Annotated in this window: 14 protein-coding genes; 12 read left to right on the plus strand and 2 right to left on the minus strand. The window is 38.1% G+C overall.

Translation table 11 applies throughout. The annotated features are described in order from the left end of the window. Positions 1 to 33: 33 nt before the first annotated feature. Positions 34 to 1,203: a PucR family transcriptional regulator gene (locus VK91_RS00800; RefSeq protein WP_048389885.1), complete on the minus strand. Its 1,170-nt coding sequence runs from the start codon at positions 1,201 to 1,203 to the stop codon at positions 34 to 36. A 140-nt stretch (positions 1,204 to 1,343) separates the two neighbouring features. Here VK91_RS00800 and VK91_RS00805 point away from each other — a divergent pair, with 140 nt between their 5' ends. The 10 genes from VK91_RS00805 (at position 1,344) to VK91_RS00850 (ending at position 14,245) form a co-directional block, all read left to right on the plus strand. Continuing rightward, positions 1,344 to 2,588, plus strand: coding sequence for a Zn-dependent hydrolase (locus VK91_RS00805; protein WP_048389888.1), 1,245 nt, complete (start codon positions 1,344 to 1,346; stop codon positions 2,586 to 2,588). A gap of 44 nt (positions 2,589 to 2,632) precedes the next feature. Next, complete coding sequence (hydA, locus tag VK91_RS00810) at positions 2,633 to 4,036, plus strand: dihydropyrimidinase (protein ID WP_048389890.1); 1,404 nt, start codon at positions 2,633 to 2,635, stop codon at positions 4,034 to 4,036. 92 nt (positions 4,037 to 4,128) lie between these two features. Further along, positions 4,129 to 5,496 carry an NAD(P)-dependent oxidoreductase gene (locus tag VK91_RS00815; protein WP_048389892.1) on the plus strand — a complete coding sequence of 456 codons (1,368 nt, stop codon included), beginning with the start codon at positions 4,129 to 4,131 and terminating at the stop codon, positions 5,494 to 5,496. 194 nt (positions 5,497 to 5,690) lie between these two features. Next, on the plus strand, positions 5,691 to 6,953 hold the full coding sequence (preA, locus tag VK91_RS00820) for an NAD-dependent dihydropyrimidine dehydrogenase subunit PreA (protein ID WP_048389894.1): 1,263 nt from the start codon (positions 5,691 to 5,693) through the stop codon (positions 6,951 to 6,953). A gap of 124 nt (positions 6,954 to 7,077) precedes the next feature. Then, positions 7,078 to 8,592, plus strand: a complete 1,515-nt coding sequence (locus VK91_RS00825; protein WP_036077635.1) for an NCS1 family transporter — start codon at positions 7,078 to 7,080, stop codon at positions 8,590 to 8,592. A 45-nt stretch (positions 8,593 to 8,637) separates the two neighbouring features. Next, positions 8,638 to 8,847, plus strand: a complete 210-nt coding sequence (locus tag VK91_RS00830) for a hypothetical protein (RefSeq protein ID WP_016995612.1) — start codon at positions 8,638 to 8,640, stop codon at positions 8,845 to 8,847. A 256-nt stretch (positions 8,848 to 9,103) separates the two neighbouring features. Further along, positions 9,104 to 10,477, plus strand: coding sequence for an amino acid permease (locus VK91_RS00835; protein ID WP_048389899.1), 1,374 nt, complete (start codon positions 9,104 to 9,106; stop codon positions 10,475 to 10,477). 153 nt (positions 10,478 to 10,630) lie between these two features. Further along, complete coding sequence (locus VK91_RS00840; RefSeq protein WP_053075663.1) at positions 10,631 to 12,025, plus strand: spore germination protein; 1,395 nt, start codon at positions 10,631 to 10,633, stop codon at positions 12,023 to 12,025. Between the two features lie 28 nt (positions 12,026 to 12,053). After that, entirely contained in the window at positions 12,054 to 13,136 is a 1,083-nt protein-coding gene (locus VK91_RS00845) for a GerAB/ArcD/ProY family transporter (RefSeq protein WP_053075664.1), read from the plus strand. Next, positions 13,133 to 14,245: a Ger(x)C family spore germination protein gene (locus tag VK91_RS00850; RefSeq protein ID WP_048389904.1), complete on the plus strand. Its 1,113-nt coding sequence runs from the start codon at positions 13,133 to 13,135 to the stop codon at positions 14,243 to 14,245. Before VK91_RS00845 ends, VK91_RS00850 begins: the two co-directional genes overlap by 4 nt. Positions 14,246 to 14,281: 36 nt before the next feature. Here the strand turns inward: VK91_RS00850 and pgeF are convergent, their stop codons facing one another. Then, positions 14,282 to 15,046: a peptidoglycan editing factor PgeF gene (pgeF, locus tag VK91_RS00855; RefSeq protein WP_048389906.1), complete on the minus strand. Its 765-nt coding sequence runs from the start codon at positions 15,044 to 15,046 to the stop codon at positions 14,282 to 14,284. 157 nt (positions 15,047 to 15,203) lie between these two features. On the opposite strand from pgeF, the gene VK91_RS00860 reads away from it, so the two are divergent. Continuing rightward, complete coding sequence (locus VK91_RS00860; protein ID WP_048389908.1) at positions 15,204 to 15,833, plus strand: hypothetical protein; 630 nt, start codon at positions 15,204 to 15,206, stop codon at positions 15,831 to 15,833. A 231-nt stretch (positions 15,834 to 16,064) separates the two neighbouring features. Next, positions 16,065 to 16,673 (plus strand): CAP domain-containing protein, encoded by a 609-nt coding sequence (locus VK91_RS00865; RefSeq protein WP_048389910.1) that lies wholly within the window; start codon positions 16,065 to 16,067, stop codon positions 16,671 to 16,673. Positions 16,674 to 16,941: the final 268 nt, after the last annotated feature.

The following is a 16,941-nucleotide window of genomic DNA, read 5'->3' on the forward strand; positions in this document are numbered from 1 at the left end:
AAGATAATTCAGTTAATTTAATGTTGTGACAGGCTATTGATGCATTAAGACATCCTCAATTAAAAAGGCAATATACAAATTAGTCTTCGTAAAGGGATTGCTTAAGTCCATATCTAATAGCATTTCAATTTTCTTAATTTTATAGAGGACGGTGTTTCGATGTATAAATTGACGTTCACTAATCCTGCTTGTACTGCCATTTTCCTCAACAAAAATACGTAAAAAAGGTACATAGTCTGTCCCATGTAGTTCATCATAGCGGTAAAGTTGTCCTAAAATATCCTGACTAAACGATTTCATTAGGGGCTGATTTTTCACAGCCATCAATATTTTATAGGCACCGATTTCTTTGTATTTATACAAATAACGATTGTTATGAAGCTGTGCTAAATGGATGACGGTTAAGGACTCATCATAGCTTTGGCGAACATTTTCTAGCTCTTTATGAAAGTTACCTTTGCCGATAATAATATCCAAGTAACCATTTTTTAGCGTGATTTTTTCATAGATTTCTTCTACAACTTTTGAGAAGGGTATATTAGGTGTATTGATTTGTGCTTTATCAATTAAAAAGATGAGGTGATTTTTATGCTTTAATTTTAAGAAGCGTTGATAGCGATTTTGAAAAGCGAATTGGATCATGACCTCATAACGGTCAATAGCTGCTTTGGAGCCAATGGTTGTACAAGTTATGATCGCTAATTCTCTTCCTTGAGGAAATCCTAGCTGTGCTAGTTGATCTTTCATTGTGTTAGTGTTTTGTTTGTAATGAAATAGTAGATTGAAAAGAACCTTTTCTTCGATAGAAAGCTCTTGATGGTGATTGGCAATAAATTGAAAGGTAGTTTTTAATAGATCAGCTATGCGATAATTCCATGGCATTTGAAAAATTGGGAAATCATGTTGATTGGCAAAAGAGATGACGGCTTCTGGAATGCTAGGAATGAATGGTCCTGTATTAATGATAAAGCCAGCTACTTTTTTTGTGTATGCCTGTTTGACAAGATGTTCCAAGGAGTCTTGCTGCGCATCTAAATTAATACCTGTTGTGACGACTAATTCATTGGGTCTACAAAACATGATTAAATCACTGCTTTCCACAACATTAATACCAGTAACTCTGCGATACGTACCACTATGTCCAGCGACTAATGTGAGCATTGGGAAATGAACTCCCTCTACAATTTTACGAATCGTCCCCATACGTTCCCCCCTTAATTATGAACATAACTTACCATATATGATGTGCAGTTGCACATATTTTTTTAGTTTACTATCCATATCTCACAAATTTTATCTATTTTAGAATGTTTATTAACTACTGTGAAAGAGAGGACTTGCATATGTATAAATGTAATAGTAGACGATTGCAAGAGTTAATTGAACAATTTAGTCAATTTGGGGCCACCGAAAATGGTGGTGTCACACGTTTGTCTCTTTCGAATGAGGATGTATTAGCAAGAAACTATTTTTGTGAGTGTTGCAAAGCGTTAGGAATGGATATTCAGGTGGACGATATGGGCAACATTTACGCCACTCTTCCTGGTAAAAAGAATGTGCCACCCATTGTCATGGGTTCCCATTTAGATTCAGTAGAAAAAGGTGGAAGATTTGATGGTGTGTTAGGTGTACTAACAGCGATCGAGGCCATTCGAACAATAAAGGAAAATGATATCGAAGTGGACATTCCTCTTACGATTGTCAATTTCACGAATGAAGAAGGGGCACGTTTTGATCCAGCCATGATGAGTTCAGGCGTCATCACCTCAAAATTTGACAAAGAAAAAATGCTCCAATCTACGGATAAAAACGGCATTCGTTTTCAACAAGCTTTACAAGCAAGTGGCTATGAGGGAGAGCAAGCCAATCGTCTGAAGGAGGCACTTGCTTATATCGAATTGCATATTGAACAAGGGCCAGTGTTAGAAGCAAAACAGCAGGAAATTGGTGTGGTTGAAGGTGTGCTAGGCATGGTCTGCTATGAAATTACAATTAGTGGGCAATCAAACCATGCAGGTACAACCCCAATGTCAATGCGTAAAGACCCAATGATTGTGGCATCAACCATCATTAAAGAGCTATATGAACAATTAGGAAAAATTGACGAACAACTTGTTTTTACTTTTGGTCGTATGAATGTTTCCCCGAATATTCATACCGTTATCCCAAATAAGGTGACATTTACAATTGATTCACGTCATCAAAAGCCAGAGGTCATGCAACAGGTTGAGGATATTCTCAACGCGCTTCCTGAGACAGCGGGCGGATGCCATATTCAGCCTGTCAAGTTATGGGGCAGAGATACCGTGCATTTTGATAGTGCGATTTGCAATGAAGTAGAAAGAGCTTGTCAAAGCTTTGGCTATTCATCTCATCGTATGTTTAGTGGCGCTGGACATGATGCACAGTATATGGCAAGTATGGTTCCTTCCGCGATGATTTTTGTTCCAAGCATTCAAGGGAAGAGTCATTGTGAAGAAGAGGAAACAGCCTTTGAAGATTGTGCAAAGGGCGCAGATATTTTATTGGAAACGGTGTTAACGCTACAAACGAAGTTTAGTATGGACGAAACATATACACTGCATTAACTATCAAGCATTCTCTAATTTTGTGATGAAGGGTGAGAGGCATAGTGAAAAAAATCATTAAAGGTGGACGAGTAGCAACTGCTGCTGATGTATTTGAGGCAGATATTTTAATTGAGAACGGTAAAATTGTTCAAATTGGACAAAATTTAACGGATGCTGGCGCTGAAATAATTGATGCTACAGGCAAGTACGTATTGCCTGGTGGCATTGATCCCCATACGCATTTAGACATGCCATTCAATAACACGGTGACGGATGATGATTGGAAATCAGGCACCATTGCAGCGGCTTTTGGTGGGACAACTACTATTTTAGATTTCTGTTTAACAGCAGGAGAAGAAAAATTATCGACAGCCGTAGAGAAATGGCATGACAAGGCAAAAGGAAAGTCTGCTATTGACTATGGCTTCCACTTGATGATTGGTGATCTAACACCTGAAACCGAAGCTGAATTACCACAATTATTAGAGCAAGAGGGCATTACTTCTGTCAAGGTCTTCATGGCTTATGCAAAAGAATTCCAAGCGACAGATCGTACATTATTTAAAGCCTTTAAAATCGCTAAGGATCTTGGTGCGATAGTGATGGTCCATTGTGAAAATGGCTCTGTTATAGATGAGCTAGTAGAGGAGGCAAGACGTGCTGGACATAAGGAACCGATCTATCATGCACTAACTCGTCCAGCGGAATTGGAAGGAGAGGCAACAAAGCGTGCTATCGAATTAGCGCATATAGCTGGTGCGAAGCTCTATGTGGTGCATGTGACATGTAAAGAAGCGGTAGATGAAATTATTGCCGCTCGTGAAAAGGGCTATGATGTTTATGGTGAAACTTGTCCACCGTATTTAACGCTCGATCAATCCGCATTAGCGCAACCAGGCTTTGAAGGAGCCAAATATGTTTGGTCACCGCCACTTCGTCCTAAATATCATCAAGAACATTTATGGAATGCCTTAAAGGCAAAACAGCTACAAACGATTGGCTCAGACCAATGCTCCTTTAGCTTTAAAGGTAAAAAGCAATTAGGCTTAAATGATTTCTCGAAAATTCCAAATGGCGGACCATTCATTGAAGACCGCTTCAGTATCTTATACTCTGAGGGCGTGGCAAAAGGCAGAATTTCCATCAATGAATTTGTTGATATGATCTCTACTAGTGCCGCAAAAATATTTGGCTTATTCCCGCAAAAAGGAACGATTGCAATTGGTTCAGATGCGGATATCGTCATTTTTGACCCAGAGGCACAGCGTCAAATTTCAGCTAAAACACATCATATGAATGTGGACTATAACCCATATGAAGGCTGGGAGGTAACAGGTGAGCCTGTTAGTGTACTCGTACGTGGGGAATATGTCATTAAAAATAAAGAATTTGTAGGTGTACTTGGCAGTGGACGATACATTAAACGTCCATTAAAAACAGTAACTGCGGAAGCTCTAAACATTTAGCAGGATAGGACCGATTGTTTTGACTGGAGAGCAAAACAATCGGTTTCGTAATTAGGGTACGGAAAAAATGAACACATGAGGGGGATGTGGAAATGGCTCCGATTCAAGAAAATGCAATGACCGTGCAGCTTAGACGTAATTTTGTGGAATTAAAAGGTAAGATGACAAAGAATGAGGCTATTGAGGAAGCCAATCGTTGTTTGTATTGCTATGACGCACCATGTATTAAAGCATGTCCAACAAGTATTCAAATACCAAATTTCATAAAAAAAATTGCATCTGGTAATATGAAGGGTTCGGCTACGACTATATTAGAAGCAAACCCAATTGGTGCAAGCTGTGCAAGAGTTTGTCCAACGGAAGAACTGTGTGAAGGGGCGTGTGTCTTAAATTCTTCAACAAAGCCAATTAAAATTGGTGAGTTACAACGTTATGCAACGGATTGGGCAATGGAAACCAATGCTCAGCTATTTAAGGCAGGTCCACATAATGGACAGAAAATAGCCATTGTAGGGGCAGGTCCTGCTGGTTTGTCGGCAGCTCGTGAGCTCAGTCGTTTAGGCTATCAAGTAACTATTTATGAGGCTGAAGCGAAGGCAGGGGGCTTAGGAAGCTATGGGATTGTAGCATTCCGATTACCAAATGATGTCGTAGATTGGGAAGTAGAGCAGATTGAACAGCTCGGTGTGGACATTCAAACGAATACAGCTGTAGGTGTGGATATTTCTGCTGATGAAATTTTGGCTCAGTATGACAGTGTGATTTTAGCTGTCGGTATGGGTGCTGTCCCAAATCTGGGCATTGATGGGGAAGATTTAGAAGGGGTACATGATGCTATTGAGTTTATTCGAAAAACAAAAATGGGACCGCTTACAAATGATATTGTAGGGAAACGAGTAGCCGTAATCGGTGCTGGAAACACGGCGATAGACGGTGCTACAAGTGCGGTGCGTTTAGGCGCAGATAATGTACAAATTCTCTATCGTAGAACAGAAAAAGAAATGACAGCATACAAATTTGAATATGAATTTGCCAAGCAGGATGGTGTGGAATTTAAATGGCTAACTGCACCTAAAAAAATTATTGGCAATGAAGCAGGAAAGGTGACAGGCATTGAATGTGTGAAAATGAAGCTTGGTGAGGCAGGTCCTGATGGTCGACAACGCCCTGAAGAAGTAAAGGGCTCCAATTTTATCATTGAAGTGGATGCTGTTATTAAAGCCATCGGGCAAACTCGTTTTGTATCGTTAATTGAAGCCTTTGGTTTAGCTCATACAAATGGTGTCGTAGACATTGATGAGACAACAATGCAAACGTCCAATGACAAAGTATTTGCATGTGGAGATGTTGTCTTTGGTAATGGACAGGGTGAAGCGATGGTAGTGACCGCTGTACAGCAAGGAAAAGATGCAGCATATAAGATTCATGAACGTTTAAGAAAACCAAGTGAGATTGCATAAAGTGAACCTTCAATCAGTGGAGGCTCTTTCTCCACTGATTGTTAGATTCACCAATCGGGTTTATACAGGCTGTTAATCCTCCATCTGAATGATTACATTAGCCTATGTTTTGAAATGGTGGTCATACAGCCTGTATCTGGCACTATGCTTTCAGTTGACAAAAGATTGTTAGTACGGATAGAGGGGGAACTTATATGGCAGACTTACGCATTAATTTAGCGGGCATCAAATCGCCGAATCCATTTTGGCTAGCATCTGCTCCACCAACGAATTCAGGCTATCAAGTCCAACGTGCATTTGAAGCGGGCTGGGGTGGCGCAGTTTGGAAAACGTTAGGAGAACCGATTTTAAATGTGTCTTCCCGTTTTGCAGCAGTTAGCTATAATGGCCAACGTGTGGCAGGCTTTAACAATATTGAATTAATTACGGATCGACCATTAGAAGTGAATTTACAAGAAATTTATGAGACGAAAAAGAAATTTCCTAATCACGCAATTATTGCCTCGTTAATGGTGGAACCAAAGCAAGAAAAATGGCATGAAATTGTGAAACGAGTAGAAGATGTGGGGGTTGATGGTCTTGAGCTTAACTTTGGTTGTCCACATGGGATGGCAGAACGAGGCATGGGTTCTGCCTCTGGTCAAGTCCCTGAATTGGTGGAAAAACAAACGTATTGGGTAAAGGAAGCGGCGCGTACACCTGTTATTGTTAAACTAACGCCCAACATTACGGATATTACCGTGACGGCGGAAGCGGCAACACGAGGTGGAGCAGATGCTGTGAGTATGATTAATACGATTAACAGTTTAGCTGGTGTTGATTTAGATTCTTGGAATACAGTACCACATGTGGCTGGAAAAGGAGCTCATGGGGGCTATTGTGGTCCAGCAGTTAAACCAATTGCACTGAACATGGTTGCAGAATGTGCTCGTAATCCATTAGTCAATGTACCGATTTCGGGCATTGGGGGGATCTCCAATTGGCAAGATGCAGCGGAATTTATATTAATGGGTGCGACAGGCGTACAGGTATGTACAGCAGCAATGCATCATGGCTTTAGTATTGTGGAGGATATGATTGATGGGCTGAATAACTACTTAGATGATAAAGGTCTAGCTTCAGTCATGGATTTAGTTGGTCGCTCTGTACAAAGGTATTCAAACTGGGGTGATTTAGATTTAAATTATAAAATTGTCGCAGAAATTAATAATGATGTTTGTATTAATTGCAATAAGTGTCATATTGCTTGCGAGGATACATCCCATCAATGTATTGACCTTTATACGGAGGATGGTCGCCCAATGCTAAAGGTTCGTGAGGAAGACTGCGTAGGCTGTAATTTATGCTCAATTGTTTGTCCTGTCGATGGAGCCATTTCAATGGTTGAACGCCCATCTACAATTCCGCCAATGACATGGAATGAACGCCAATCACTTCTTAGCAGTCTATCAAAATAAAGGACCGTTGTTCATTTTTGAATAAAGATTAAAATCGAAATTCCACCTTCCTTCAGCATTTTGGGTGAAGGAAGGCACTTCAAGTAGGTTGTCACGGAAATTAGAAAAAAAGGAGAGAAACATTATGGAACGTGAAGGGAATTATTTAAAATCCCCAGATTTACTTCCAGTGACACATCAACAAAGAAATATTGGAACATTTGGTTTTGCGGTGATTTGGATAGGAATGGCAATTGTATTAGCGGCTTTTGCCATTGGTGGTTCGGCTATCATGAATTTATCCTTACCAATGGTGATTGTGGCAACATTGGTAGGTTCTTGTTTAATTGGCGTCTTTATGACGTTAATTGGTGACATCGGAATAGAGCATGGATTATCTTTCCCTGTTTATATGCGTGCACCATTTGGCACATTCGGTACTCATATACCTTCTCTTGTACGTGGTGTTACAGCTGCCTGTTGGTTTGGTTTGAATACGTATTTTGGTGCATTAGCGATAAACGGAATTTTAAATTTATTGTTTGGCTTTGATAATTGGTTTATCTGCTTCCTTGTGTTTGCAGCGCTTCAACTCTTTAATACATCTCTTGGTATTAAATCCATTGAGCGTTTTGCTGATTTAGCAGCCCCTGTCATTATTTTAATTTCTTGTTGGATGTATTACACATTGGCAGATAATGCAACATCTCAGGGAAAAAATATTTGGACGTGGGTGGAAACCCCAACAACAGGCTTCGCTGCTTTTACCGCCTTTATGGTAGTGGTGATGGCAAATATGGGCTTTTGGGCAACCTTAGCAGCAGATATGCCATCCTTGTCCCGTTTCTTTAAAGCACCCAAAAATGAGCGTAATTGGTTCAAGCGTAATAAAACACAGCTTGTAGGCTCTTTAATTGTCATGCCCATTACAAACACATTCATTGTTACGATTGGTGCAGTTTGCTATATGGCAGTTGCCTCGGCAGACCCAATTAATGCCTTACAGCAAAGTGCAAGCGGCTTTATTCTTGGGATTCTATTGCTGATGATTGTATTAGCACAATGGTCGACAAATACCTCTGCCAACGTTGTACCAGCAGCTACTATTTTCTCTAATATCGGTGGACCGAAAGTGCCATTCTGGGTAGGGGTAGTTATTGCAGGGATTATTGGTATTCTTGCACAGCCTTGGAGTCTATTTGATGTCATGGTCAATGTCCTATTAATCATTGGCGGTATTTTAACAGCGATTGTAGGTATTTTATTTGCTGATTACTACCTGATTCGTAAACGGCGCGTACATGTAAAAGAGCTTTATGAATTAGATGGGCAATTTAAATATTATAAGGGCTTTAATATGGCTGGGTTAATCGCCTGGGTAATCGGTGGTGCAGTTGCCAATATATTTTCAACTTACTCTTCTTTAGTAGGGTTCGCTGTAGGCGCGATTGTATATTATGTATTAGCGAAGTATTGGTGGTTTAAAAAGTATCCACAAGCTGAGCTAGATGATCCAAGTGATGCCAAATATTTAGGTATTACAGTCGGACATAATTTAGATGAAATATTTGGCCAACCAGCAGCTCCAGCGGCGGTCCCAGATGAAGATGAACTGGTGGAGCAACCAGATCCTCTGTTAGAGATGAAGGGTGCCGAGTAAGTGAGACAACATCAAGACATTTTCAAAAGAAGGTGAGGTGATGGCATGTCTGAATTCCAACAAAGCACAGAGGAAATTCAAAAAGTAGATCATTATTTAGATAGTGGCTTTAAAATCAAATATGTCTACGAAAATTTAAGTGGGATGTTTGTAGAATTTGCACGTCAAGAAGAAGTGACTTTGCTACAAATTCTAACAGCAGATGCACGTAAATACTTCTCTGCAAAATTACAGGAACAAACTTTATTACAATAACGAAGTAAACTCTATTCCTTTCGACTTGAACGGAATAGAGTTTTTTGAATTTTCTGATTTGAATTATGTTGAAGTAACATCATATTTCGTACAAACATCAATTAAATCGTCGTTATTACCTATTTTTTGTTATTCTATTAAAATAGTAATATTTTTTGTTTTTCCTAAAAATACATTTGTCTTTTTTAGAAAAATTGATTATTATTTTAAAGTAAAAACATCGTAGAAAGAACAACAGGAAAAGAGGCGTTATGGAGTGGCCAATAAGGAATTGAAAAGAGGATTAGAAGCACGTCATATTCAAATGATTGCACTTGGCGGTACGATTGGTGTTGGGCTATTTATGGGCTCAGCAAGTGCTATTCAATGGACAGGACCTTCTGTACTCCTTGCCTATGGTATTGCAGGTATTTTTATTTTTTTCATTATGAGGGCAATGGGTGAGATGCTTTATATGGAGCCAAGTACAGGCTCTTTTGCCACATTTGGCTATAAATATATTCATCCTTTAGCAGGGTACTTAACAGCGTGGAGTAACTGGTTCCAATGGGTTATTGTTGGGATGTCTGAAATTATAGCAGTAGGAACGTATATGCAATATTGGTATCCAGAATTACCAGCTTGGATACCTGGTCTAATTGCAATGGTGATTTTGGGTGTGGCAAACTTCATTTCTGTCAAATCGTTTGGAGAATTTGAATTCTGGTTTGCGATGATTAAAATTGTTACGATTATTTTAATGATTATTGCAGGGGTCGGACTCATCTTCTTTGGCTTTGGCAATGATGGAATAGCAATCGGCTTATCTAATCTTTGGAGTCACGGTGGCTTCTTTACAGGTGGCTGGACAGGATTTTTCTTTGCCTTATCTTTAGTCGTTGCTGCCTATCAAGGGGTGGAGCTCATTGGGATTACAGCAGGAGAAGCAAAAAATCCTCAACAAACGATTACGAATGCCATCCAAAGCATTATTTGGCGAATTTTAATTTTCTATATCGGTGCAATCTTTGTCATTGTTACAGTGTATCCTTGGGATGAGCTTGGCACAATTGGTAGTCCTTTCGTTGCGACATTTGCTAAGGTAGGTATCACAGCTGCTGCAGGTATTATTAATTTCGTCGTCATCACAGCTGCAATGTCAGGATGTAACAGTGGAATCTATAGTGCTGGACGTATGTTATATACACTTGCTATGAATGGACAAGCACCAAAATTTTTCGCAAAGCTTTCTAGTAATGGTGTGCCTTTATTTGGAACAGCGGGCGTATTAGTTGGCTTAGTCGCTGGTGTTATTCTAAGTTATATTGCCCCTGAAAACTTATTTGTTTATGTGTATAGTGCGAGTGTTTTACCAGGGATGATTCCATGGTTTATCATTTTAATCAGTCAAATTCGTTTTAGAAAAGTAAAGGGAGCGCAGCTAGCAAAGCATCCTTTTAAAATGCCGTTCGCACCGATTACAAACTATGTAACAATCATCTTTTTAATCATGGTACTAGTCGGCATGTGGTTCAATGATGATACACGCGTGTCATTAATAGTGGGCATTATTTTCTTAGTTCTCGTAACCATTAGCTACTATGTATTTGGTATTGGTAAAAACCGATACAGCAAAGATTCTATAGAATAACCTTTAAGGATGTATCTCTAATTGGGATGCATCCTTTTTGTATGGCTATTTTTGCTAGCACAATTTTTACATAATTAAATGAAAAAAAGGCAAACTACTAAAAAATGAATGATATGGACTGGTATTTATCGGAACAAAAGGGGTGGAGCAAAAATGAACGAGATACCCGAGCAGATTGTCGCTAAATTAAAGCAGGAGATTAACGAAGTCGATGACGTAAAACTGAAAATGATCGCTACAGAAGAAGGGGATGTGACGGTCATTTATTTCTCCTCACTCATCGAAAAAATGACCTTACAAACCATGGTGACGATTCCACTAGCTAATAATTTGAAACAAATTCATCAAATGGCTCAATATGTGGACCCGAAAGATGTGAAAGGTGTCGTTAAAAAATTGAATGCTGGGCAAACCCTTCTTTTTTTTCACGAAACCAACGCCCTATTAAGTGTCGATACGTATAGTGCGCCTACAAGGGCCATTACGGATACGGAAACAGAGTCGACTGTAATTGGTCCACAGGATGCATTTACAGAATCACTGGAAACGAATATATCGTTAGTGAGAAGACGGATTCAAAGCTCCATGCTAAAAAATGAAAACCGAATTGTTGGGTCAGAAGCCAATATTAAAATATCGATTATGTATATGGATAATATCGTGAGCCATGAAAATTTAGATGATTTAAGAAACCGTATTGACCAGGTAGATTATCCGTTATTTACGGATATATCCGTGTTGAAGCAATTAATTGAGGATAATCCATTATCGCCCTTTCCTCAATATTACATGACAGTCCGTCCAGATAGTATTTGCCGTTATCTTCTGGATGGTAGAATCGTCGTTTTTATGGATAATAGTCAACTAGCTATTGTCTGTCCCACTTCTTTTTTTGAAATGTTCGTGTCGATTGAGGATTACTACAACCGTTGGACAACAGCATCTTTATTAAGGATGCTGCGCTTTTTTGGTTTTTTCTTAACGATCATGATTACACCAATGTATATATCAGCCTTAACCTTTCATCCAGAAATTTTGCCATACGAATTATTACTAAATCTTCAAGAATCAAGAAGTAAGGTACCATTTCCACCACTGATTGAGGTATTATTTATCGAGCTTATAATTGAAGTCTTACGAGAAGCGGGCTCTCGAATGCCTGCCAAAGTCGGACAAACCATTGGTATCGTAGGAGGTATTGTAATTGGTACAGCGGCCGTAGAAGCTGGATTACTAAGTAATATACTCATTGTGTTAGTCGCTACCTCAGCACTACTTTCCTTCTTACCGCCTATTTTCTTAATGAGTAATACTAGCCGATTTATTCGTTATATTTTTATCTTATCAGCAGGTTTATTTGGCTTGTTTGGACAGATGCTCGCCTTTGCGTGGTTAATCCACCATTTATTAAGTCTCAAATCCTTAGGAACGCATTATATGACACCTGCTATTCCAAGAAAGCCAAGCGATTTATTGGATAGTGTCATCCGATTTCCAACTAAATATATAAGAAGTAAGACTGGTATTTCAAAAGTACAGAAAAAATAGTGTCAGAATGAGAATGAGGTGGTTAACTTTGAATACAACAAAAGGAAAGGTGTTAAATCGTTATCATGTCATCTTCTTAGCGCAAAGTATTATGATTGGTACCGGTATCCTTTCGCTCCCTCAGAAATTAAGTCCTATGGGCTACACACAATCATTTATGCCTCTTCTCTTTGGTGTGATTGCTAGCCTGACACTATTTGCGATGGTATGGCTTTGTTCAAAGTTTCCCAATGATGATTTATTTCGAATGAATGAAATATTATTGGGAAAATGGCTCGGAAAATTTATAAATCTACTCGTCATTATTCAATTTATTGTTTTTAGTGCAGGGATTATTAGTAATTATATGCACTTAATTCAAAGTACAGCATTGCAGGAACAAACCATCACCATGCCTGTCCTTTGCTTTTTACTTCTACTTATTTATATTGTAAGTGGGGGTATTGAATCTATTGCACGATTTTGTATAATGACATTTTTTATTACCATTGGATTATTCTATTTTACGCGCTGGGCCATTGAAAAAGGTGATCCAAGTCATTTTTTGCCTCTATTTAATTTTACGCCTAAGGAATTTTATGAAGCGTTAAAGCAAGGATATTTTTCTATCCTTGGTTACGAATTAATTCTATTTTATTTTCCATATATCATCGATCAAAAAAAGGCATTTCGTCATTCCTTAATCGGTATTTGGATTAGTATATTTTTATGCTTTATCACAACAGCTATTAGCGTCATGTATTATTCAGAGTGGCAATTAAAAAATGTAGAGTTTTCAGTATTAAACCTATTTAAGGCAGGAGAATTTACCTTTATTGAGCGAATCGATATCATTGGCATTACGCTTTGGGTTTTTCTAATCTTATCCTCGATTACAGCCTATGTATGGTGTGCAAAAAGGGGTATGGATACCTTCCTTAAAAAGAAAAAGCAAAGTTATCAGTTGTATATCATCGCCTTGATCATTTTCTTTATTGTAAAAATGCCCTTTTCGCGTGAATTCCAGGAAAAATTATTTATGGCAAGTAACTATGTAGGCTATGTGCTGGTAAGCTGGCCAGTGTTTTTAATCCTGATATATGTTATTCGAAAAAAGCAGGTGCAGGTATGAAAAATAAACGTCTATGCATCATTTCTTTTTTGATTTTCGTTTTACTTGCAGGCTGTTCTAAAAAAGAAATAAAAGTTCCTCTAGAGGATGTTGGGATGGTAGATTCGATGGCTTTTGACTATATCGATGAGAATCAGATGAGACTCACAGTAGCGATCCCCCAATATTCTCCAGACGCAGAAAAAGACACACAAACTTTTTCTATCACAACAGATTTAGTATCAAGCGGCATCGTGGAAATAGAAAAGCAATCCGATAAGAAAATAGTCTTCAATCAATTGCGAGTTGTCTTAGTAAACGAAGATTTTGCGCGGAAAGGGAATGTTCGAAAAATTGTTCAGCACTTATATCGCAATGCGGAAGTAGGTAATAAAGTATTGATAGCTGTTGTGAAGGATAATGCGGAAGCGATTTTAAAAGGAGATTATCCTGATAAGCCAAGTATTAATTTTTATTTGAACAATCTATTAGAGCCGAGTATCAATACTGCTTTTAACCCCAATACCAATATTCATGATTTTATGTACTCGATTACAAATCCTGTAGTGGATACAGTATTACCCTATGTTGAAAAACGAGGGGAGAAATTAGAGATTAAAGGCGTTGCCATATTTAAAGGGAATCAGATGCATGAATTAATTAAACCTGAGGAAGCACTAGTTATTCAAGCTTTAAGTGGACAGAAAAATCTTGCTCCTTTGCACCTTGATTTAAATGCAGGACATGGAGAAGAAAAGGTAATGATTGATTTAATCGAGAGCAGTGTGAAAAAAGAGAGTAATAAAAATATGGAATCACCCAAATTAACGATTTTCTTAAAAATAAAGGGTACTTTAAGCGAATATAAGGGAGAAAGAGAATCACATTTATTTACAGTTGAAAGTATAAGTGATTTGGAAAAAGATGTGAATAAACAGCTGGAACAGGATATTAGTGAATTTTTAGCGCGATTAAATAAAACAGAGGTAGATCCAGCTGGCTTAAGTGAAGAATTTAGAATGTATCATCATGGAAAATGGACATCGAAAAAAACAAGAGAGCTTATTAGAAAATTAGACGTGAAGGTCCATGTAGAAACGTCCATTATTAGTACAGGTACTTTAAAATAACAGCAAAGACCCATTCGATAAGAAGGGTCTTTGCTGTTATTGAGTTTTTCGCATAATAAAGCTTAAATGTCTTCCGGCTTGTTTATCTTGACGATAAGAAAAGCCATCGGGACTAAGGAATGTACAGGTTTCATCAATTTGTATTTGATTCACTGGAATACCCGCAAGCTCACATTGCTTTTTGACTGTCTGCTGATTATCAATATGGTATTTTTTCGTTTCTGCATTGTAATACATAAATTCTTCGGCATAACCAAGACTGTGAAATTTTTCATATACATCTGCGTCTACCTCAAATTTCTGCTGACTCAGTGCCATACCGATTTGAACATGAAAGTCCTCAGGTCGACACTGTTCTTCATTCATAAGATGCTGAAACAGTTTGGGTGTTATTTCTTTGACTGTTCCTTGCCATCCCGAATGAATCACACCGACGAGTCCATTCACAGCATTATAAAAAATAACGGGCACGCAATCTGCTGTAAAACTACATAATAGTAAGTTAGGCTCAAGTGTATAAAGCGCGTCTGTATTCTTCACCGCTGTATCCATTTGCGCAGCTCCTCGTCCTTGATCGGCTAATGTGACTTTATGAAAGTTCGCACTATGTGTTTGCTCTGTACAAATAAAATTTTGTAAATCACAGTTCAATGTCGCAGCTAAATGCTGACGATTGTTAATGATAGCTTGAACATCATGGCAACTATGCAAAGCCATATTATTGTGTTCAATCTCCATCTCATCTTTTAAGGTCGTTCCTGCAATAAATTGCTCATTATCTATATACATTTTTATTTTCATTTAATCACCTCGTTTTACTATATAGGATCGCTTGTGGAATGTATAGGTTGCCGTTTTTTACTATTTAGCTACTCCTTTACCCGTCTATCAAACTTTTAGACATAAAGAATCGATTTCCTCATATAGTAGAAGGAATGCTAGAAAGGGGGGAGCGTGAATGTTGAGTGAACAAGACATATTATTAATTTGCCAAGTAGGAATGGGTCTTTTTTGGATTTTTACATATATACTTGTTATTTACAAAGGATGGCAAGATAAAACCTATGGCATGCCTATGGTCGCTATTTGTGCCAATATTTCATGGGAATTTATCTTTGCCTTTTTCTACCCACAAAATGACCTGCAACGCTATATTACGCTGATTTGGTTTGTATTGGATGTCTTTATTTTGATGCAATTTTTACGTTATGCTCCAAATGAATATCGAAAGATGCTATCAAAAAATCTATTGTATTTCTCCTTTTTGATTACGTTAATCTTTAGCATGCTGATCATTTTAGGTATAGTCTATGAATTTCAAGATTTCGAAGGAAAGTACGTAGCATTCTTTCAAAATCTTATGATGTCAGGTCTATTTATTGCTTTACTCTTGCAAAGAGGGAATTTAGCTGGTCAATCCATGGGGATTGCAGTTTGTAAGATGGTGGGTACATTATTTGCAGCGGTAGGCTTTTATCTATACTTCCGCACACCTTTAATTACCATTATTTCTGTAGCAACGCTCTTTTATGATTGGCTCTATATTCTCTTAATTTATCGATTACAGCGTAAGCAATTAGCAAAATAGGATATTTTGTGCAGCAATTGATCACTGAATCTATTAGTAATGTATGCCAATTACAAACATATTGCAACTTGATGACAATTCCAATGGGAAAGAATAGCGAAAGAAAGGGCTTTAACCAAACATATGGCGAGCTTGTCATACAATTGTAAAAATCCTTCCAAATATTTTGTGATGATTATGGCTCAGAAACTATTTACGATAATGGTAGAGCAATTAGGAAGGGTGATTAACATGATTAAAAAAATAAAAAAAGCAGCACTAGCTTCAGTAGTAGCAACTTCATTATTAGTGCCAGTTGCGGCAATGGCCGCCGAATCCTATACAGTGACATCTGGTGATACTCTATGGAAAATAGCATTAAAAACAGAAACGGGTGTACAGGAATTAATTGATGCCAACCCACAACTCGCTAACCCAAATCAAATTTCTCCAGGTCAAAAAATTAACGTCCCTGTAAAAGAAGAGGCAACAGTTGAACAAGAGGTTGTGAAACTTGTCAATGCAGAACGGGCAAAAGCAGGTCTTCCAGCATTGCAAGAAGATTGGGAGCTATCAAGGGTTGCTAAATTTAAGTCGCAAGATATGCAGGATAAAAATTACTTTGACCACACAAGCCCAACATATGGTACACCTTTTACCATGATGAAAAACTTCGGTATTACGTATAAATCTGCTGGTGAAAATATCGCGAAGGGCCAACGCTCCGCACAGGAAGTTGTAACGGCCTGGATGAACAGTGAAGGACACCGTGCCAATATCCTTAATAAAAGCTACACACATATTGGTGTAGGCTATGTACAGGAAGGTAATTACTGGACACAAATGTTTATTCAAAAATAAAAAAAGAAAGAGTATCTATTGGCTTTTGTGATAGCTAGTAGATGCTCTTTTTCGCGTTAAATTCTAAAGTATACCGTATTGGAAGCGTATATTACTTCTTCTAGAATTAATCCCCCTAAATCATTAAAAGGTTAATTAAGTACAAGAATACACATCAAACTATCTTTAGATATGTCAGGCTAAGGATAATGTAGCGTGTTTTTGCTATCTTGACAAATAAAAATAACCAAAAAACAACACACTATGAGCAATAGACGAATAAGATGTC

Origin of the sequence: Lysinibacillus sp. LK3, assembly GCF_001043675.1 — a bacterium.
GTDB lineage: Bacteria > Bacillota > Bacilli > Bacillales_A > Planococcaceae > Lysinibacillus > Lysinibacillus capsici.